Genomic DNA, 19154 nt, shown 5'->3' on the forward strand with positions numbered 1-19154 from the left:
TTATTTTTTACCCAGCATGCGTTTCAGGGTGTTGTCTTTATAGATCAGGTGATGTTTCAGGGCTCCGGCGATATGCAGTGCAATCACTAGAATCATCAAAGGCCCCATGGTGCCATGAATGCCTTCTGCGATTTCATGCACGGTTTCGTTTTCGCCAACCAGGTTCGGCAAGGTGAACAGATTAAAGAAGGCGACTTCGTGCCCACCGGAATTGGACATGATCCAGCCGGAAATCGGCATCATAATCATCGCCAGATAGAGAATGCCTTTGACGCTGTGTGCAAGGATGTGTTCGAAGCGGTTATGCGAGATTTGTTCCGGATTGGGGCTGATTTTCAACCAAACCAAACGCAACATCATCAAGACGAACAGGCCGATGCCTAAAGATTTATGCAGGTCATACAATTCGAATTTTTCCGGGCTTTTCGGCAGTTCGTGCATGTAGATGCCCAGTGCGATGAGGCCGATGAATAGAAAAGCCGAAATCCAGTGATTAGCACGACTGACCAGTCCGAAAGCGTTTGTATCGTTGTAGAGTTTCATTCTGTTTCCTTACAGTTAAGTGTCAATGGAATTGAAGCGTAAAAATGCTGAGTGGCTTAAGTTTACATCGAATCTATGAAATTTGGATGAATTTATATGGTTGGCTGCACCCGTTATTCACCTTAATAAAGCAGGCTTTGCATTTGTCTGCGACCCGCTGATACCAGTTGTGGATGGCTGTCGGAGAGCATGTCGAACAAACTGATCAGGGCTTTTTGCGGTGCGCCTTCCTGGTAGGTTCGGTCTATTTGAAACAGCTTGAGCAGGGTTTGCATCGCTTTTTGCGGATGATTGTGCAGTGCTAAATAAGCCGCCAGTCCGTATAGTGAATCGGGATCGTTGGGGTCTTGTTGCAGGGTTTGCTGAATGCTTTCAATATCAGCGGAAAAGTCCGCAATCTTCGAAAAACTTAAAATTCCCCTTAGGCGTTTTCCTTCAGCAGATTGGTGCGCTTCCTCAGGCAGTTTGTCGAACAAGTTGGTGGCTTTGTCGAGGTGCCCGGTGAGCAGGTACATCTGCACCAGATCCAAGTGAACCCTGAAGTTATTGGGGTTGGTTTTGGCCGCTTCTGCAATTAATTGTACCGCCTCATCAAACTGGCCATTGGCAAAGGCCGACTGTGCTTGCTCGCGAAGCTGTTCGGATGGGTCTTTTACAAGATGCGGTTCAAGCAGAGTACGGTAGTCGGATTCGCTCTGCACTCCTGCCTGCTCAGCAATGATTTCGCCTTTAAATACTAATTTGTAATAAGGCACTTCACTGACTCCGGAACGGCTCGCCAGTTCCGGGTGTTGTCCGGCATGAATTTTGGCGAGGATGAATTGACCGGCAAATTCTTCCGCCAATTTTTCCAGCAAGGTATTGGCTTGCAGACTGGCTTCATTCAGCGGTTCCCAAAAATGCATCAGCACCGGGAGGGTGCTGGAGTGGCCAAGAATTTCGCTCAAGTTTTCAGTGGTGATGTCGGTAATGTACGCGTCTGACATGGATTGGGTGGCCTTTTAATTAAGCGTCGCTTTGAGTTGGTAGAGGGTCTCGAGTGCCATTTTAGGGGTCATCTCGTCCGGATTGAGGGCTTGCAAAGCCTCTTTAAGCGCCTCCGCTTGCGGGTCGGGTTGGACAGAACCGAACATATCAAACTGTACTTGGTCTAGCGCTGTTGTTTGAGACGTCTCGATGGTCTGGTTTTCCAGTTTGGCCAGATGCTGTTTGGCACTGTGAATCACTGCTTGCGGTACGCCAGCCAGTGCGGCGACCTGAAGCCCGTAGCTTTGCGAGGCCGGGCCTTCCTGAACCTGATGCAGAAATACGATTTTATCCTGATGCTCAATTGCATCCAGATGGACATTGACGGTGTTGCCGAACTGTTCGGCCAGGGTGGTCAGCTCGAAATAGTGGGTGGCGAACAGGCAGAACCCTTGGATGCGGGTGGCCATATGTTCGGCTATCGCCCAAGCTAATGCCAGGCCGTCGAAAGTCGAGGTGCCGCGACCGACCTCGTCCATCAGAATCAACGATTGTTCGCTGGCATGATGCAGGATGTTCGCGGTTTCAGTCATTTCCACCATAAAGGTTGACCGTCCTGAAGTCAGGTCATCGGAGGCACCAATGCGGGTGAAAATGCGATCAATAGGGCCAATCTCAGCAGAATCCGCCGGCACGAAGCTGCCCATGAACGCCATCAGGGTAATCAGTGCGGTTTGGCGCATGTAGGTGGATTTACCGCCCATGTTCGGCCCGGTAATGATTTGTAGCTGTCTTTGTTCGTCAAAGCGGGTGTCATTGGGGATAAAGGGCTCGTTAGAGACCGCTTCCACCGTCAAATGGCGACCTTTGGAAATGAGCAGGCCTGGTTGTTTTGTGAGAGTCGGACGGGTCAGGTTCAAACGCATGGCCTGGGTGGCGAGGTTCACCAAAACGTCCAGTTCAGACAGGGCACGGGCGCTTTGCTGCAAAGCGGAAAGAGACTGGTTAAGGGTTTCCAGTAATTGCTGGTAGAGCCATTTTTCGCGGGCCAGGGCTTTCTCACCGGCACTGAGGATTTTATCCTCAAAGCTTTTCAGTTCGGGAATGATGTAACGTTCCTGCGCCTTTAGGGTTTGGCGGCGCACATATTCGGCGGGAACCTGTGCCGAGTGTAATTTGCTGATTTCAATGTAGTAACCGTGAACCCGATTGTAGCCGACTTTTAAGGTGTTGATGCCGGTGCGTTCGCGTTCGCGTTGTTCAAGTTGCAGCAGATAATCCCCAGCCTCATTCTTGAGATTGCGCAACTCATCGAGTTCGGCATCGTAGCCTTCGGCAATCACGCCGCCGTCGCGGATCAGCATCGGCGGGTTGTCAGTAATCGCTTGATCAAGCAAATCCGCCAGTTGCGGATAGGTGGCGATCTGTTGAGCCAGCGTCTCCAGTTTTTCAACCTGGTGCGAAGCCAATAAGGTTTGCAGGTCCGGCAGGGTGTTGAGCCCGCGACCAAGTTGAAGCAGGTCGCGGGGGCGTGCCGAGTAGAGGGCGACTCGGCTGAGTATGCGTTCCATGTCGCCAATTTTTTTCAAGGATTGGTGCAACAGTTCGTCGTTTTGCAGGGCAATCATCTCTTCAATGGCATCCAGGCGCGCATTGACGGTATCTTGGTTGCGCAACGGCTGGTTGAGCCAGCGCTTCAGCATGCGGCTGCCCATGGCGGTGGCGGAATGGTCCAGAATAGAGGCTAGGGTATGCAGTGTACCGCCGTTCAGGTTGGTGTCGATTTCCAGGTTGCGGCGGCTGATGGCATCGAGCACCAGGGTGTCGTCGGTTCGGTAGGTGTTCAAGCTGTGGATATGTTCCAGAGCGTTTTGCAACATGGTTTTGGCATAGTGTAAGATGCCGCCCGCCGCAGAAGAGACGGCCGGTTTGTCATCACAGCCGAATGCCATCAAGTCTTGGGTGCCGAAGTGTTCGGTCAGGCGTTTTTTGGCGCTTTTGCTTTCAAAATGCCAGGCTGGATAGCGCACCAGGCCTGCGCGTTTTAGAATCGACTCCGGAAGTATCTCGCGCAGCAGGTCATCATCGGGCAACAGAAGTTCGGAAGGTTTGAGGCGTTCGATTTCGGCATTGAGTTGACCGACGCTTTCCAGTTGCGTGGCTTCAAAGCGGCCGCTGGCGACATCCAGATAGGCTAGGCCGTAAAGCTGGTTTTCCTGGGTAATGGCGGCCAGCAGGTTTTCGGAGTGGTCTTCCAGTAGCGCTTCTTCCACCAAAGTGCCCGGTGTGATGATGCGCACGACCTTTCGTTCCACCGGCCCTTTGCTGTTGGCCGGATCGCCGACCTGTTCGCAAATGGCCACCGATTCTCCGAGTTTGACCAGCTTGGCCAGATAACCATCAGCCGAATGGTGGGGAATGCCGGCCATCGGAATTGGCTGGCCGCCCGATTTGCCGCGCGCCGTCAAGGTAATGTCGAGCAATTCTGAGGCTTTTTGGGCATCTTCATAAAACAGCTCGTAAAAATCGCCCATGCGGTAAAACAGCAAGTGAGTCGGGTGCTCGGCTTTGATTGCCAGGTACTGCTGCATCATCGGGGTGTGTTGTGTCGATTTTTCGGCCATATTTTATGTTTGTGTCAATTTGAATAAAAGGTAAAAAAGGGTATGCTAGGGCATATTAAAGTGGATAGCAATAATGGAGTGGGTCTGATGGGGTTTGCAACCTTGGTTTCGGAAGTGGGAAAAATGTTGGTGGACAAGCAGAGCATGGTGGTCACCGCCGAGTCGTGCACGGGCGGGATGATTGCCGAGGCCTTGACCTCCATTGGCGGAAGCACCGCCTGGTTTGACCGTGCTTACGTCACCTACAGCTATGAATCTAAAAAAGAGATGTTGGGTGTTAAAGAAAGTACCATTCAAAAGAAAGGGGCAATCAGCCAGGAGTGTGTGCTGGAAATGGCTTTGAGTGCGCTGCAGCAATCGCATGCTAAAATCAGTGTGGCGTGCAGTGGCATTGCCGGGCCGGGCGGCGGCACACCGGACAAGCCGGTGGGCACGGTTTGGATTGCCTGGGCCAGACAAGGACACGACCAGGTTGAGTCTCAATTATTTCATTTTGACGGCGATCGCCAGTCGATTCGTGAACAGACGACTCAGGCGGCATTGATGGGGATTATGAAAATCCTTCAGGACTGACTTGGAGGCACGCTTGCCGAATCCGATTATTCCCAATCTAAACGCTAGGATTTGATTTTAAATTGTGGGATAATTCGGCGGCTATTTGGGTGACTCAAAAGTTCAGAGTGGCGGCGAATAACGCCGGCCTCTTGGAAGCGTTCTTTAAGAGCGCGCAGAGCCTTTGTTTAAACGATAGGATACGTCGCTTAAACAAGGGCTTTTTAATTACAAAGCCAACCGAAAAGCGGTATAGCCGTTTGCCGTCTGGATCAAGTTTAAGCCAATTAAAGGAACCGTACAGAGATGGATGAAAATAAGCAAAAAGCACTGGCCGCTGCATTAGGTCAAATCGAAAAGCAGTTTGGTAAAGGTTCGATTATGCGCATGGGCGACGAAGGTGTGGCGCGCGACATCGAAGCAATCTCTACCGGTTCTTTGGGCTTGGATATGGCGTTGGGCATAGGCGGTTTGCCTAAGGGGCGTGTTGTTGAAATCTATGGCCCTGAATCTTCCGGTAAAACCACTCTGACGTTACACGCCATTGCCGAAGCGCAAAAAATGGGCGGTACGGCGGCGTTTGTGGATGCCGAACACGCGTTGGACCCGATTTACGCTGAAAAGTTGGGTGTCGACATCGATAACCTGTTGGTCTCTCAACCGGATACCGGGGAGCAGGCGTTGGAAATCACCGATGCCTTGGTGCGTTCCGGTGCGGTGGACATCGTGGTGGTGGATTCGGTTGCGGCCTTGACGCCAAAAGCCGAAATCGAAGGTGATATGGGCGACTCACACATGGGTCTGCAAGCGCGTTTGATGTCGCAGGCGTTGCGTAAACTGACCGCCAATATCAAGCGCACCAATACATTGGTGATTTTCATCAACCAGATTCGTATGAAGATTGGTGTCATGTTCGGTAGTCCGGAAACCACCACCGGTGGTAATGCATTGAAATTCTATGCATCGGTGCGTTTGGACATTCGCCGTATCGGGGCCATCAAGAAAGGTGACGAAATCCTGGGTAACGAAACCCGTGTCAAAGTGGTGAAAAACAAAGTCTCTCCACCATTCAAGCAAGTGGAATTCGATATCCTCTATGGCCAAGGGATTTCGCGTGAAGGTGAGATCATCGACCTGGGCGTTAAAGAAAAATTGATTGAAAAGTCCGGCTCCTGGTACAGCTACAACGACCAGAAAATTGGTCAAGGTAAAGATAATGTTCGTCAATATTTGGTTGAAAATGCCGATATCGCTGAAACGCTGATGGCTCAAATCAAAGAACGATTGATGCCGGCCAAAAAAGTCAAAGATGCGGAAAAAGAAGCGGCGGCTGAAGCCGAGTAAGTGCTGAGCTTTGAAAAGCGCGGAAGAATTCCTACGGCAGTTTTCTGCCGACGATGTTGAGGTGAGTTCAACCACTGAGCGGGACTTGCAGCATGAGAATGCGGAACTGGCCGAACTGGCTCGAAAGATTGAAAACAGAGCTGTGGCTTTATTGGCGATTCGTGAGCATGGTGCCAGAGAATTAAAAGCCAAACTCTTGAGTAAGTTTCCTGAAACCACTGAATTGCTGGCCGAATGCCAGGAACCGGCAGGCCTGGTTGGACGGGTAGTGGAGCAGGTGATTGAACATTGCCAGCAGCGTAATTGGCAGAGTGATGATCGCTATATCGAGCAGGCGGTGCGCAGTCTGATGGAGAAAGGGCAGGGGCCCTTGAAAATCCGTCAGAAATTACAGCAGGCCTGTGAGCGAAGTGACCTGATTGAAGTCCACTTGGAGATGGATCAGGCCGATTGGCTGGATAGGATTCAGACGGTGTTGTTGAAAAAATATGGTGAAACGGCTAGACCACAGAATCGTAACGAGCAGGCCAAACGCATGCGCTTTTTGCAAAGCCGGGGGTTTCCGCCCGAACTGATTTGGAAGGCGTTCCGCTAAGCCGTTGGGCTTGATGATCACCCTGAGAAAGTTATTTAACAGAATTATTTATTATTGAATTAAGGTTTAATCCTATGACCAGTGCAGAACTTAGAAAGGCTTTTATAGACTTTTTTGTTAAGCAAAACCACACGGCCGTGCATTCGAGCCCCGTGGTACCGGCTAACGATCCGACGTTACTGTTTACCAACGCAGGCATGGTGCAGTTTAAAGAGACTTTTTTAGGTCAGGAAAAACGTGATTACAATCGTGCCACTACCGTGCAGCGATGCATTCGCGCTGGTGGAAAGCACAACGATTTGGAAAACGTTGGCTATACCGCTCGCCATCATACCTTCTTCGAAATGTTGGGTAACTTCAGTTTTGGTGATTATTTCAAGCGTGAAGCGATTCAATTTGCCTGGGATTTTCTGACCAAAGAACTGAAGCTGCCGGAAGAGAAGTTGTGGATTACGGTGTTTGAAGAAGATCAGGAAGCCGAAGACATCTGGTTGAAAGAGATGGGGGTGAGTGCCGAACGTTTTTCCCGCTGCGGTGCTAAAGATAATTTCTGGTCAATGGGTGATACCGGGCCGTGCGGGCCTTGCAGTGAAATTTTCTATGACCACGGTTCAGACGTGGCCGGTGGTCCTCCGGGATCGCCGGATGAAGACGGTGACCGTTACATAGAAATCTGGAACCTGGTGTTCATGCAGTTCGACCGTGCTGCGGATGGAACTTTGACGCCGCTTCCAAAACCTTCGGTGGATACCGGGATGGGCTTGGAACGTCTGGCGGCGGTCATGCAGGGTGTGCATAACAACTACAATATCGACCTGTTCCGCGCATTGGTCAAGAAAGCGAGTCAACTGACGGGTGAAAAGGACTTTGCAAACAATTCCTTGCGTGTGATTTCCGACCATATCCGTTCGTGTGCTTTCATGATTACCGACGGCGTTTTGCCTTCCAACGAAGGGCGCGGTTATGTGTTGCGTCGTATTATCCGCCGCGCGATTCGTCATGGCTATAAGTTGGGTCAAAGCCAACCGTTTTTCCATCAATTGGTCGATACGCTGGTTGAGCAGATGGGCGAGGCCTATCCGGAATTAAAAGCCGAAGCGGCCAATGTGGAACGTGCTTTGAAGCTGGAAGAGGAGCGTTTTGCGGAAACCCTTGAAAACGGCATGAAGCAGTTGGAAGACTATGTAGCGCAAATGAAGGGAACGGTGATTGAAGGCGATATGGCCTTTAAACTCTATGACACTTTTGGTTTCCCTCTGGATCTGACCGCTGACGTGGCGCGTGAAAAAGGCCTGACGGTGGATGAAGAAGGCTTTGCCAAGGCGATGGAAGCGCAACGTGAACGCGCACGTTCCGCCAGCAGCTTTTCAGGCAGCGCCCAGAGCCGCGTTGATTTTGAAGGTGAAACCCAGTTTGTCGGTTACGATCGTGATGAGGCGGATGCGACCATTCTGGCTATTTTTGTGGACGGTCAATCTGTCGCATCGGCCGCCGAAGGCACGGATGCCATCGTGATTCTCGGCAGCACGCCTTTTTATGCGGAATCCGGTGGGCAAGTCGGTGACAGCGGAAGTTTGACCGAAGGTATGAACAGTTTCCACGTCAACGATACCCATAAGCAAGGCAAGTTGTTCCTGCATCATGGAACAGTCACGGCGGGCAGCATTCACGTTGATCAGGATATCCATGCCAAGATCAACATCTCCGACCGCCGTGCCTGCGAGAAGAATCATTCGGCCACGCATCTGTTGCACGCGGCTTTGCGCACGGTTCTAGGTACTCATGTCCAGCAGAAAGGTTCTCTGGTGAAGCCGGATCGTCTGCGCTTTGATTTCTCACACTTTGAACCGATTTCAGCGACGCAACTGCGTGAAATCGAAAAAATGGTGAACCATAACATCATGTTGAACGAGCCGGTTGGCATGAATGAGATGGATATCGAATCGGCCAAAGCCAAAGGCGCGATGGCGCTGTTTGGTGAAAAATACGGCGATGTGGTGCGTGTGGTCGATATGGGCGATTTCTCAGTCGAGCTGTGCGGTGGAACTCACGTGAATTCGGTGGGTGATATCGGACCTTTCCGTATTGTCTCGGAGAGCGGTATCGCTTCCGGTGTGCGTCGTATCGAAGCGGCCACGGGTGAACAGGCCTGGTCAATGATCTATGATGAAGACGCGCGTTTGGAGCAGATTGCGGATTCGGTTAAATCTGATAAAAATCTGGTGGCGGAAAAAGTATCGCAGATGGTGGCCGATTATAAAGCGCTTGAAAAAGAGCTGAAACAGCTGCAAGGCAAGTTGGCCGCCTCCCAGGGGGACGATTTGGCGAGCCAGGCGCTTGAGATTTCCGGTGTCAAGGTGTTGGCGGCCAAGATGGAAGGAGCCGACACCAATACCTTGCGTGAAACCTTGGATAAGTTAAAAGATAAGTTGGAACCCGCTGTGGTGATTTTGGCTGCGGTTGATGGTGAAAAAGTGACCTTGGTAGCTGGCGTGAGCAAATCCGTGACCAACCGTTTTAAAGCGGGCGAGCTGGTCAATCATGTAGCCCAACAGGTTGGTGGTAAAGGTGGGGGTCGTCCTGATATGGCGCAAGCCGGCGGAAAAGACCCAAGTAAATTGGCAGAAGCATTGGCCTCGGTGAAAGCCTGGGTCGAGTCAAAATAAGAAGAAAATAGAAAGCAATGGCATTAATTGTTCAAAAATACGGGGGTACCTCGGTAGGCAATATCGAGCGTATCCAGAATGTGGCGAATAAAGTCGCCAAGTTCGTTGATGATGGCCATCAGGTAGTGGTCGCGGTTTCCGCTATGAGTGGAGAAACCAACCGTTTGACGGCGATGGCGCATGAAATTCAGGCGCGTCCGATCAAACGTGAAATGGATGTGTTGCTGACCACGGGTGAGCAGGTCACCATCGCCTTGCTGAGCATGGCGTTACAGGAAAAAGGCTATCCTGCGATTTCTTATACCGGATGGCAGGTGCCCATTAAAACCGATGCGGTACACAGCAAAGCCCGCATTGAGGAAATCGATTCAGAAAAGATTTTTGGGCAGTTGAACCAGGGCAAGGTCGTGGTGGTAGCCGGTTTTCAGGGAGTGACGCCGGATGGCGATATCACCACCTTGGGACGTGGTGGTTCTGATACCACGGCGGTGGCTTTAGCCGCGGCCCTGAATGCCGATGAATGTCAGATTTATACCGATGTGGATGGGGTCTACACGACCGATCCAAGGGTCGTGCCTCAAGCCAAGCGTTTGGATCATATCACCTTTGAAGAGATGCTGGAAATGGCCAGTTTGGGAGCCAAGGTGTTGCAGATTCGTTCGGTTGAATTTGCCAGTAAATACAATGTGCCGCTACGTGTTCTGTCATCCTTGCAGGATGGTGGTGGGACGCTTATTACTTCAGAAGAGAATTTTAAGGAAAACGAGATGGAAAAGCCGCTTATCTCTGGTATCGCGTTCAGCCGCGATGAAGCGAAATTGATGATTTTAGGTGTGCCTGATAAGCCGGGTGTGGCCTACCAGATTTTGGGGCCTATTTCTGATGCCAACATTGAAATTGATATGATTATTCAGAACCAGGGTATTGACGGCACCACCGACTTTACCTTTACGATAGCCAGAGGCGACCTGCCGGTGGCGTTGGATCTTCTTAAAAGTACCGCCAATAAACTGGGTGCGCGCGAAGTCTTGTCTGACGATACGATCGTTAAAATCTCGATGGTCGGCGTAGGCATGAAGTCGCACTCTGGCATTGCCAGTCAAATGTTCAAAACTTTGGCTGACAATGACATCAACATTCAAATGATCGGCACCACAGAAATTAAGATTTCCGTGGTAATTGATGAACAGTATCTGGAACTGGCGGTGCAATCGTTGCACGAAGCGTTTGAGCTGGATAAGTAATCAAGTCATTTCAAATGGATCAAATAAAGCCCGCTTAATGCGGGTTTTTTTATGTCTGAGTGTCATCTTCTCGCGTTTATCGGAAGATCAGCCTCATAACTTTAATTACCATTATTTTATTAATGTAATTTACATTAACAATTTGTTTTATAAGCAATTTTGATTGTGATTGTTCTTGCCAAGCTGTTTAAATGAATGGACTGTTATGGGGTATTAAATGTTTTCACATGGAGGTGAGCATGAAACGTCTGTATATAAAATCAAATGGTGATGCATGGTTCAAGTTTGTGTTTTCTGGCTTGATTCTGAGTGGTCTTCTGTCTTTTTCCGGTTGTAGTAGTAACAATAATGGTGGTGTGCAAGAAACCTGTAATATTCCTCAAGAAGCCTCATTGACGAGTCTAGAGCGAATTGGGGGTGCGATTTCCTCTGTTGAGTTGTTTAGCGAAGAAGGAACCGAATGGACGCTTTTCAATTTGGCTAATGAATTGAAAGCGACACAAGTCGGCACCACAAAAACCACCGAGTACAGCTTTGAAGTGGCAGGTTTCATTCATGACATTGATGTGGTGACTCAAGAAGATGGAAGTCGTTATGCCTTGCTGGCAATGGGGGATGAAGGGATTGCGGTTGTGAATGTGACCGATCCAAGCGCCATGACTTTAGTGACGTCCGTTAAGGTCAATTACGAGCAGACTGGAATTATTTGGACAGAAGGCGGCGGAGATGTCATTGGCGATGATGAAGACCCCAATACCATCGCCAGTACTCGAGCCCCAATTAGTTCTTTGGCAGTTTATGATGATGGTGATGAGAACACGCCCGTTGAGCTGCTGATAGGAGATGAAAATTATGGCTTGCATAAAACTTCCCTGTCGAATCTGTTTAATGAAATTCAAGGTGAAGGACGCGAAGCCGATGGGACACTGACAATCGATTCTGAGATTTATACCTTGCAGTATGCCGGAGAGACTGCATGGGGTGGCCCTAAAAACCTGACACTCTATGGTGACGGAGCCAACCAAAAATTGTTTGTTGCTCAAGGTTTCTTGGGAATGGGGATTTATGATCCAGTTACGCTCGAGAAAATCGGTCAATACAACCTCTACACCGATGCTACTGAAGCCAATGGCGGTGAAGACTGGTTTATTGATATGAATGTTGCAACGGAAGTTCAAGCGGGCAATATTGATGCTTGTACTGGAATGCCGAATTATAATCAGGCCAGTTTTGAGATCCAGGAAGTGTGGCACGGTGATGTGGATGCCCCTACGCCTTGGGCGGACTTTGATCGTTATGGCAAGTTCTATTATGACGCCCGTAAAATTGAAGTCGTCAACTACCCGGATGCAGGTGGGCCGGGTATTGATCAAACCATTGCCTATATCGCTTATGGATTGGCGGGTATGGTCGCCGTGGATGTCACTGGATACGACACAGCAGGGGCGCGCAATGCCGCTTGTGACGCGAATCTGGATGACGCCAATCCGTTTCTTCAAGCCAGTTATTTGGGTTATGCGCCTGCCGTACCCGCTCACGGGCCTGACGATCAGACTGGAGAAGAAGCTAAAAGTTTATATCCGTACTTTGGCGCAGGGATGTTGAAAGAAGCGGGTGTGGTGGATGTGAAAGTGGATGCCGCTAATAACAATGCGTATTTCTCTGACCATTTTGCCGGCATCGTGGTGCTGGGAAATGCCGATGACCCTGCGCAATGGAAAGGCGATAACGCGCCCTATAATAATGACGAGGTTGGGGGAACCTTAGGGGATCACTGGCCGGATTATGAGTTTGTCACTTCTTATGACATGACGCCAATCCCAGAAGGAGAAGAAGAGATTCCCCAATACCTCGAAGAGTCACCGGTATTATTGGCGACGGGTGAGGTCAGTGGCCATGGAAATAACTTTGCCTTATCCAGCGTGTTTGATTCTGCTACGAGCGGTCAGGTGGATTTATTGGCGACTTCTGGCGGCGGCGGTTTAAGTTTCATTGATGTTCAAATCAGTGGTGCTCTAGCCAGCAACACTTTTACTGTGCCGGTGCATTATGCAACTACAACAGAAATTGGCGCGGCGGCAGACGGAAGCGCCACTCAGGAAATCAATATTGGGCACTCCGAAGGGGTAGCGGCTTACGGTAGCTTTGTTTTCTTGGCTGATGGCCCGCATGGCATGTCGGTTTGGCAAGTTGCGGATGAAGACTGTAACCCGATTGATGACGTTCACCTGGTGGCCAATACCCTTCAAAGCGAGTATCCGGTGACCATTGGGACCGAAACCATCAACCCGACTCCGCATGCGTATGACGTGGTGTTGGATGTGGCCAATCAGTCTGCCTTGGTCATGTCTCAAAGCAGGGGGTTGCGACGTGTGAGTACTGTGCAGGAAGGTGCAGTCGGCTCACCTGTATTGCTTTATCCCCAAGACACGGATATTTTTGAGCACAATACCGATTCTGGAAATGTCGTCGACTATTTACATATGCAGGATCATACTTATGGGGTTGCCCTAAAAGGTTCCTTGGCTTTTACCGCCGATGGCAGTAATGGTCTGACCGTGTATGATTTGAGCAAAGACCCGACCGATCCAGCCAGTGGTTATGTAGTCAGTAATCTTGGTGGTGACACCAATTCGCAACCCGATTTGGGGCGTGCCTCGAGCGTGGCGCTGTGGGAGGATGCTGATAACAGCAAAACCTACGCGTTTGTTGCCGCAGGCAGTAACGGTATCGGCGTGGTCGATGTGACCGATGTTGAAAATATGGCTTTAGTGAAGGTGTTCGAGCCCATCAAAATGGAAGATGATCATGTGGGTAAAGCCGACGGTAAAAGTGTTGTGGTCAAGGTGGTGGATAATCACGCCTTTTTCACCTATGACAGTTTTGGTGTGGTTTCCTACAGTATCGCAGACTTGATCGCCCCTTTGGTTGAAGGTACCGATCCTACAAAAATATGGGCCCAAGGAGGAGAGGATCAGCGACCTGTGGCCAAAGCGCGATTTAAACTCCAAGATGAAACGATGTTTGGCAGTGCATCACTTTCTGAGTTAAGCGGCGGTTCATCCGGTATGGATGTAGTGCAAGTTGATGGCAAAAACCTGTTCTATATCGCCTATGGTGATGCTGGGGTCATCAAGGTTGACTGGACGGATCCATCCGCACCAGTTCTGTTAGAACATGCTAATACAGTGGGTTCGGCATTGGATGTGACTGTGATTAACGGACGTGCCTATGTTGCCGACAGCGGTGGCGGCATGGCTTTGCTCAAGTAAACTCTGTGCCCCAGCCGTTCTGTGGTTGGGGCAACCAACACTTTATAAGTGTTTTCTTATATTTTGAAATAAAAATTATGTATTATACGTAGTCTTCTGGTTGGCCTACACTATAGTTGTATTTCAAATGAGTATTTCTTATGTTAGTTTTAACGAGAAGAGAAGGTGAGGCCATGCTTATAGGCGATAATATTCGTTTATCGGTCATTGCCGTTAAAGGCGGTCAGGTACGTATAGGAATCGAGGCACCAAAAGAAGTGGCGGTGCATCGTGAAGAGTTGCTTTCTCAGGATTCGACAGGCCTGTCAGAACTTACCCGATTGAACGAAGACCTTAAGGTTTAGTTGAAAGCTTGAAGCCTGAACAGGCTGCCATTCTGATTTTGGTTCAATACCGTTCTCCGTGCAGGATAAAAAAACGCACAAATAACGCACTTTAGGTTTACAACCCTGCATATAACTTGTATCATACGCGCCTGAAATAGGAGACGTGGCCGAGAGGCTGAAGGCGCTCCCCTGCTAAGGGAGTATGGGGTTTGTAGCTCCATCGAGGGTTCGAATCCCTCCGTCTCCGCCATTTCATAACCAGTAAAAATTAAAGTGAAAAGTTTCTTGACAGTTTTATTAAAACTACCTAGAATACGCCACACTTAATAAGCGCCCGTAGCTCAATTGGATAGAGTACTCGGCTACGAACCGAGCGGTTAGGGGTTCGACTCCCTTCGGGCGCGCCATTATTCTTAAACCCCGTTTAGTCATTCGATTAAACGGGGTTTTTTATTATCTGACGTTTTATTTTCCTTTTTTATTTTCCGAACTGAACCGTTTCCTTGAACTGGTGTTTTCAAGCCATGCTTGCTTTAATACAATGATGCGAATGAATCTAGTTTTAAAGTTTGATTGAATAGGGCGGCGAAGATGTCACGTGAAAAGCAAAATTTGAATTCCGACAGGCCTGGTAGGTTGTTTTATGTGATGGGTCCCTCCGGTGCGGGTAAGGACACTTTGATGGCCTATGCCCGTGAGTCTTTGTGTGAAGCGCCGGTGATCTTTGCGCATCGTTACATTACGCGTCCAGTTGAATTGCACGGCGAAAACCACATCCACCTATCGGAAGCCGAGTTTGCCAATCGATTGCAGCGCGGCTGCTTTAAATTTCATTGGAATAGCCACGGTTGGTCGTATGGGCTGGGAACGGAGGTGGATACCTGGCTGAATCAGGGTTTGAATGTGGTGATGAACGGTTCTCGCGGCTATTTTGAGCAGGCCTGCCAATTGCATGCGGATTTGGTCGCGGTGCTGGTAACGGCCTCAGAGAGCACCTTGAGGGAGAGGCTGCTGGCAAGAGGGCGGGAAAGCGCGGCCGAGATTGAAGAGAGAATTGGCAGAGCGTCGAATTTTGAGCGTCTGGCGGCGGCGAATCTTCACCGAATCACCAATGAAGCTTCGATAGAGGCGGGTGGAGAGGCCTTGATCAACATATTTTCAGAGCAGGAAGGGTGACAAGATGGTTGGGGGCGTGAAACGTTTTTTAAAATCAGCAGGCCTGGTGGCTTTGATGGCCAGCAGCTATACCGTTCAGGCGCAAATGCCTATTTTTGACAGTCATCTGCATTACGGTGGCGAAGATACCAAAGTCTATAATCCTGCCGAGGTGATGGCGATATTTGACCGCAATCATGTAACTCATGCCCTGATTTCGAGCACACCGAATGACGGTACCGAAGCGTTGTATCATTATGCGCCGAAACGCATCATTCCTTTTTTGGGAGTGTATGAGACTTTACAGGACAAACGCGATTGGATGTGGGATGAATCGGTGTTGCCCAAGGTGGAAGCCGCTTTAAAAAAGGGTATTTACCGTGGTATCGGTGAGTTTCATATCTTTGCAAAGGATAAGAAGAGCCCGGTCTTTAAAGGCATCGTCAAATTGGCGCAAAAGCACGGTTTGATGTTACAGGCGCATGGTGATGCAGAAATCATCGACGAGATTTTTTCGATTGCGCCTGATGTCACGGTATTATGGGCACACATGGGCACGCGTCCGGAACCGGATTTTTTACGTTCGGTATTGCAGCGTCATCCCGAAAATTTATATATCGATACCTCGGTACGCGACACACTGTTGTTGGGTACAGACGGCTACTCCGACCATCATGGCCTGACACTGCAATGGAGGCAGTTGTTTATCGATTATCAGGATCGCTTTATGGTGGCGGTGGACACTTTCAGTGTGAACCGCTGGAATACCTTTGATTCGGTGGTGGCGGATATTCGTGAATGGTTGTCGCAACTCCCCGAACCGGTTGCGAGAAAGCTGGCGCATGAAAATGCGCAACGTCTTTTTTTGACTAAAAAGAGTCGTGAATAAGTTTAAAAGAGGTGGCTTGGTGAAATAACGGCCCAGTATTACTGGGCCGTTTGTTTATAAGGCAATATAAGCCGTGTTAGTTAAGATGCAGGTGGCGCTTCAATCGCCGGTGCGTTAATGGTAACTGGAGTAGTTTGGCCTGCCGTGACGGTGACAGTTTGGGTGCCGATGAACTGTAAATCATCACCGCTATTGGCTTGCATAGTAATATTGCCTTGGCCATCATCCGTTTCGGTGTAGCTTTCTGCGTCGGCATTACAGGTAAAGGCAACCTGATATTCTCCCGCTGGAACATAGCCGAATTCAAACTGGTAGACCCCTTCTGTGTTGGCCGTCACTAAAGCTGTGCTTAAAGGCTCACTGCCTGTCTCACTGATGTCTACCAATGGGTCGGTTATGCCTGAGAAAAGATAGGCTGCGTTGTAGCTGTTTACATCATCATCTGAACAGCTCCACTGACTGCCAACGGTATCCGTAGACAAAAGCTCTGTCGCAACGCTACCCGAAATGGTTCCGGTTAACTCGTCCTGAATAAGTTTCAGAACAGGTTTGAGTTTATATTCTCCATTACCTTGAACCACAATTGATTTACGCACATCAAAATCAATGGTAAAAGCGGCTTCGCCGTTTTCTGGAATGGTAATGTCGCCTTTAACTTTCAACCCTGTTTGCAGGCCGCTTGGAATGGTGATTTCGTGCTGGGCTCCCCCTTCAGTCAGGGTGATGTAATTTTCTAGATCCCCATCTTGATCATCTGTGTGAATATGAAGACGGATCTCAGAATAAGTGCCTGTTTCCAATTCTTGTCCGGACAGCAGTTTATAGTTCTGACTGCCTTGCAGGTCTAGCAGGTTAATGGAAACCGGAGCATCGAAAGTGATGTTGACCCACTCTGAAGAGTCAGCTGTATCTTCTTCCGTTGCTTCACTTGTTGTGTTTTCTGGCTGAGTGTCTTCGGTTTGTTTTTTGATTGAAACGCCACTGAATTCTACAATCACTTGACTGGCCTCATCGATCGGTGCATCGGTTAAGCTAAGATTGAGTGTTCCGGTTGTGCTTGTGCTGTCTACAGAGCCAGAACCACCGCCGCAGCCAGTTAATAAAATCGGTAAAGTCAGCAGGCCTGCTGTCAGCACGCTCTTCATGGTTCGCTCCTTATTTTTGCGTTATTTGTAAACCATTATAAACAGAATGCATGGCTGTGTGAAATAATCCCATTTACTTAGTATTTAAGGTCGTCGAATAGTTGAAAATATTTTGAACAGGCTTGGTTGTAAAAAAGCCCCGCTTTGCGAGGCTTTTAGTTGTTGCGAAACTGCTGGAGAATTACGGCAATACAAAACCGATGGTTTCGTGCACGTTTTTAAGGGTTTGTTGAGCCTGTTCACGAGCCTGGTCGGCACCTTTTTTGAGAATGGCGCGCAGTTCGCTTTCTTCACCGCGAATTTCATGGAATCGGGTTTGAATCGGTTCCAGGTAATCCACAACCAATTCGCCTAATTCGACTTTCAAGTGGCCGTACATTTTGCCTTCAAAATGCTGGACCACCTCTTCAATCGGTTTGCCGCTGATGACCGAATAGATGGTCAGCAGGTTGGAGACGCCCGGTTTGTTTTCCACGTCATAGACGATTTCCGATCCGGAATCGGTGACCGCTTTTTTGAATTTTTTGATGATCTTTTTGGGATCGTCCAGCAGGGCGATGAAGTTGTCTTTGTTTTCGTCCGATTTCGACATCTTGGATGTCGGGTCCTGCAGGCTCATGATGCGTCCGCCGGAGGTGGCTGGCGGAATGAATGGCTCAGGAATCTTAAAGACTTCGCGGTCAAAACGGTTGTTATAGCGAGTCGCCAAATCACGAGTCAGTTCCAGGTGTTGTTTCTGGTCGGCACCGACCGGCACCATTTCGGTCTGGTAGAGCAGAATGTCGGAAGCCATCAGCACCGGGTAGTCGAACAGGCCGACATTGATGTTTTGCGAGTGCTTCTGCGATTTATCTTTAAATTGCGTCATGCGATTGAGTTCACCCATGTAGGTCGAACAGTTCAAAACCCAAGCCAGCTCTGCGTGTTCCGGCACGTGCGATTGAATGAAGACCGTGCTTTTATCCGGGTCAATGCCTGACGCAAGGTAAAGGGAGATAAAGTCCAGGCTGCGGTTGTATAGGTCGTTCGGGTCTTGTTCTACGGTGATGGCGTGCATGTTGACTAAGGAGAACAGGCAGTTGTAATCGTCCTGCATGTTTACCCAGTTTTTGATTGAACCGATATAGTTACCGATCATCAGGTCGCCGGAAGGTTGGATGCCGCTAAATAGTGTGGGTTTTGTGTTTGCCATGAAAAGATACTTTTAGTAATTACGTTTAGTTGGCTTTAGTTCGCTGGGATACAGCGCTTTGAGCGTTAAATGGGAGTTATTTTCTCATTTTCTGAGCATAATGACTAGCGATGACTGGTCTGCAGCTTGAAGACTTGGGATTATTGGCCTTAAAACACAAATGGAATGATGCGTTTGCTGATTTCTTGATAGGCTCCATATTCCGGCAGGGCATCGATCAACAGGCTTTCTTCGTAAGTGGCTTTGATGAGCAGTGTGAGAATCAGACTGGCATAGAGGGCGATCGGCAGCCAGCTAAGGTTGAGCACGATCAGTGGCAGAAAAAACAGCAGGATAGAAAAATACATGGGATGACGGATGAAACGATAAGGGCCATGCGTGACCAGTTCAATTTCCGGCATGGGATCGGGTACGATATTGAAATGCCCCAAATGCATAGTTTGTACCGCCCACAGGCCGATGATGATGGCCAAGGCCTGCACGCCCAGGATGATTGAGTTTAGGCTTAAAGGCAGAATGAGTAATAAGATTCCGATTAAGGTGAACTGCAGTGCCACCAATGAAAACGAGATGATCGGATGTTTGATGCGTGTCATGTCTGAACCTCGAATAAAAAGCGAAAACCTAAAAGGGCTGGTTGC

The 19154-nt window shown here is 49.3% G+C and carries 15 protein-coding genes and 2 tRNA genes; 11 read left to right on the forward strand and 6 right to left on the reverse strand.

All coding sequences use genetic code 11. The features are described from left to right. From B076_RS0104045 to mutS, 3 genes are all read right to left on the reverse strand, one after another. Positions 1-543, reverse strand: a complete 543-nt coding sequence (locus B076_RS0104045; protein WP_028486180.1) for a cytochrome b — start codon at positions 541-543, stop codon at positions 1-3. Positions 544-665: 122 nt separating this feature from the next. After that, a complete protein-coding gene (locus B076_RS0104050) occupies positions 666-1529 on the reverse strand; it encodes a tetratricopeptide repeat protein (RefSeq protein WP_028486181.1) in 864 nt (287 codons plus the stop codon). A 15-nt stretch (positions 1530-1544) separates the two neighbouring features. Then, a complete protein-coding gene (mutS, locus tag B076_RS0104055) occupies positions 1545-4133 on the reverse strand; it encodes a DNA mismatch repair protein MutS (protein WP_028486182.1) in 2589 nt (862 codons plus the stop codon). A 42-nt stretch (positions 4134-4175) separates the two neighbouring features. On the opposite strand from mutS, the gene B076_RS0104060 reads away from it, so the two are divergent. The 11 genes from B076_RS0104060 (at position 4176) to B076_RS0104115 (ending at position 16176) form a co-directional block, all read left to right on the forward strand. Further along, positions 4176-4706, forward strand: a complete 531-nt coding sequence (locus B076_RS0104060; protein ID WP_245566312.1) for a CinA family protein — start codon at positions 4176-4178, stop codon at positions 4704-4706. Between the two features lie 285 nt (positions 4707-4991). After that, entirely contained in the window at positions 4992-6029 is a 1038-nt protein-coding gene (recA, locus tag B076_RS0104065) for a recombinase RecA (protein WP_028486184.1), read from the forward strand. A 10-nt stretch (positions 6030-6039) separates the two neighbouring features. Next, positions 6040-6624, forward strand: coding sequence for a regulatory protein RecX (locus B076_RS0104070; protein ID WP_028486185.1), 585 nt, complete (start codon positions 6040-6042; stop codon positions 6622-6624). Between the two features lie 74 nt (positions 6625-6698). Beyond that, complete coding sequence (gene alaS, locus B076_RS0104075; protein ID WP_028486186.1) at positions 6699-9290, forward strand: alanine--tRNA ligase; 2592 nt, start codon at positions 6699-6701, stop codon at positions 9288-9290. A gap of 17 nt (positions 9291-9307) precedes the next feature. Then, on the forward strand, positions 9308-10534 hold the full coding sequence (locus B076_RS0104080; RefSeq protein WP_028486187.1) for an aspartate kinase: 1227 nt from the start codon (positions 9308-9310) through the stop codon (positions 10532-10534). Between the two features lie 239 nt (positions 10535-10773). Continuing rightward, on the forward strand, positions 10774-13806 hold the full coding sequence (locus tag B076_RS12060) for an LVIVD repeat-containing protein (RefSeq protein ID WP_169721406.1): 3033 nt from the start codon (positions 10774-10776) through the stop codon (positions 13804-13806). A gap of 140 nt (positions 13807-13946) precedes the next feature. Beyond that, positions 13947-14150 carry a carbon storage regulator CsrA gene (gene csrA, locus B076_RS12065; protein WP_051347160.1) on the forward strand — a complete coding sequence of 68 codons (204 nt, stop codon included), beginning with the start codon at positions 13947-13949 and terminating at the stop codon, positions 14148-14150. A gap of 139 nt (positions 14151-14289) precedes the next feature. After that, positions 14290-14382: transfer RNA gene (locus tag B076_RS0104100), tRNA-Ser, on the forward strand. 80 nt (positions 14383-14462) lie between these two features. Then, positions 14463-14539 (forward strand) — tRNA-Arg (locus B076_RS0104105). Between the two features lie 184 nt (positions 14540-14723). Then, positions 14724-15308 carry a phosphonate metabolism protein/1,5-bisphosphokinase (PRPP-forming) PhnN gene (gene phnN, locus B076_RS0104110; RefSeq protein ID WP_051347161.1) on the forward strand — a complete coding sequence of 195 codons (585 nt, stop codon included), beginning with the start codon at positions 14724-14726 and terminating at the stop codon, positions 15306-15308. Between the two features lie 16 nt (positions 15309-15324). Continuing rightward, entirely contained in the window at positions 15325-16176 is an 852-nt protein-coding gene (locus B076_RS0104115) for an amidohydrolase family protein (RefSeq protein ID WP_157753507.1), read from the forward strand. Positions 16177-16256: 80 nt separating this feature from the next. Here B076_RS0104115 and B076_RS0104120 read toward each other — a convergent pair whose 3' ends face one another. The 3 genes from B076_RS0104120 to B076_RS0104130 all read right to left on the reverse strand — a co-directional run bounded on the left by B076_RS0104120 (position 16257) and on the right by B076_RS0104130 (position 19109). Next, the gene (locus B076_RS0104120; protein WP_028486190.1) at positions 16257-17321 is read right to left on the reverse strand and encodes a DUF4382 domain-containing protein; all 1065 of its coding nucleotides are present in this window, start codon (positions 17319-17321) and stop codon (positions 16257-16259) included. Positions 17322-17502: 181 nt separating this feature from the next. Continuing rightward, complete coding sequence (trpS, locus tag B076_RS0104125; RefSeq protein WP_028486191.1) at positions 17503-18513, reverse strand: tryptophan--tRNA ligase; 1011 nt, start codon at positions 18511-18513, stop codon at positions 17503-17505. Between the two features lie 149 nt (positions 18514-18662). Further along, the gene (locus B076_RS0104130; protein ID WP_038150758.1) at positions 18663-19109 is read right to left on the reverse strand and encodes a methyltransferase family protein; all 447 of its coding nucleotides are present in this window, start codon (positions 19107-19109) and stop codon (positions 18663-18665) included. Between the last annotated feature and the right edge of the window lie 45 nt (positions 19110-19154).

It is taken from the genome of Thiomicrorhabdus chilensis DSM 12352, from assembly GCF_000483485.1.
Taxonomy (GTDB): Bacteria; Pseudomonadota; Gammaproteobacteria; order Thiomicrospirales; family Thiomicrospiraceae; genus Thiomicrorhabdus; species Thiomicrorhabdus chilensis.

Bases quoted from the DNA above. Each gene is read 5' to 3' on its own strand.
- B076_RS0104045 (WP_028486180.1), bottom strand. From the start codon at position 543: ATGAAACTCTACAACGATACAAACGCTTTCGGACTGGTCAGTCGTGCT.
- B076_RS0104050 (WP_028486181.1), bottom strand. From the start codon at position 1,529: ATGTCAGACGCGTACATTACCGACATCACCACTGAAAACTTGAGCGAA.
- mutS (WP_028486182.1), bottom strand. From the start codon at position 4,133: ATGGCCGAAAAATCGACACAACACACCCCGATGATGCAGCAGTACCTG.
- B076_RS0104060 (WP_245566312.1), top strand. From the start codon at position 4,176: ATGCTAGGGCATATTAAAGTGGATAGCAATAATGGAGTGGGTCTGATG.
- recA (WP_028486184.1), top strand. From the start codon at position 4,992: ATGGATGAAAATAAGCAAAAAGCACTGGCCGCTGCATTAGGTCAAATC.
- alaS (WP_028486186.1), top strand. From the start codon at position 6,699: ATGACCAGTGCAGAACTTAGAAAGGCTTTTATAGACTTTTTTGTTAAG.
- B076_RS0104080 (WP_028486187.1), top strand. From the start codon at position 9,308: ATGGCATTAATTGTTCAAAAATACGGGGGTACCTCGGTAGGCAATATC.
- B076_RS12060 (WP_169721406.1), top strand. From the start codon at position 10,774: ATGAAACGTCTGTATATAAAATCAAATGGTGATGCATGGTTCAAGTTT.
- csrA (WP_051347160.1), top strand. From the start codon at position 13,947: ATGTTAGTTTTAACGAGAAGAGAAGGTGAGGCCATGCTTATAGGCGAT.
- phnN (WP_051347161.1), top strand. From the start codon at position 14,724: ATGTCACGTGAAAAGCAAAATTTGAATTCCGACAGGCCTGGTAGGTTG.
- B076_RS0104120 (WP_028486190.1), bottom strand. From the start codon at position 17,321: ATGAAGAGCGTGCTGACAGCAGGCCTGCTGACTTTACCGATTTTATTA.
- trpS (WP_028486191.1), bottom strand. From the start codon at position 18,513: ATGGCAAACACAAAACCCACACTATTTAGCGGCATCCAACCTTCCGGC.
- B076_RS0104130 (WP_038150758.1), bottom strand. From the start codon at position 19,109: ATGACACGCATCAAACATCCGATCATCTCGTTTTCATTGGTGGCACTG.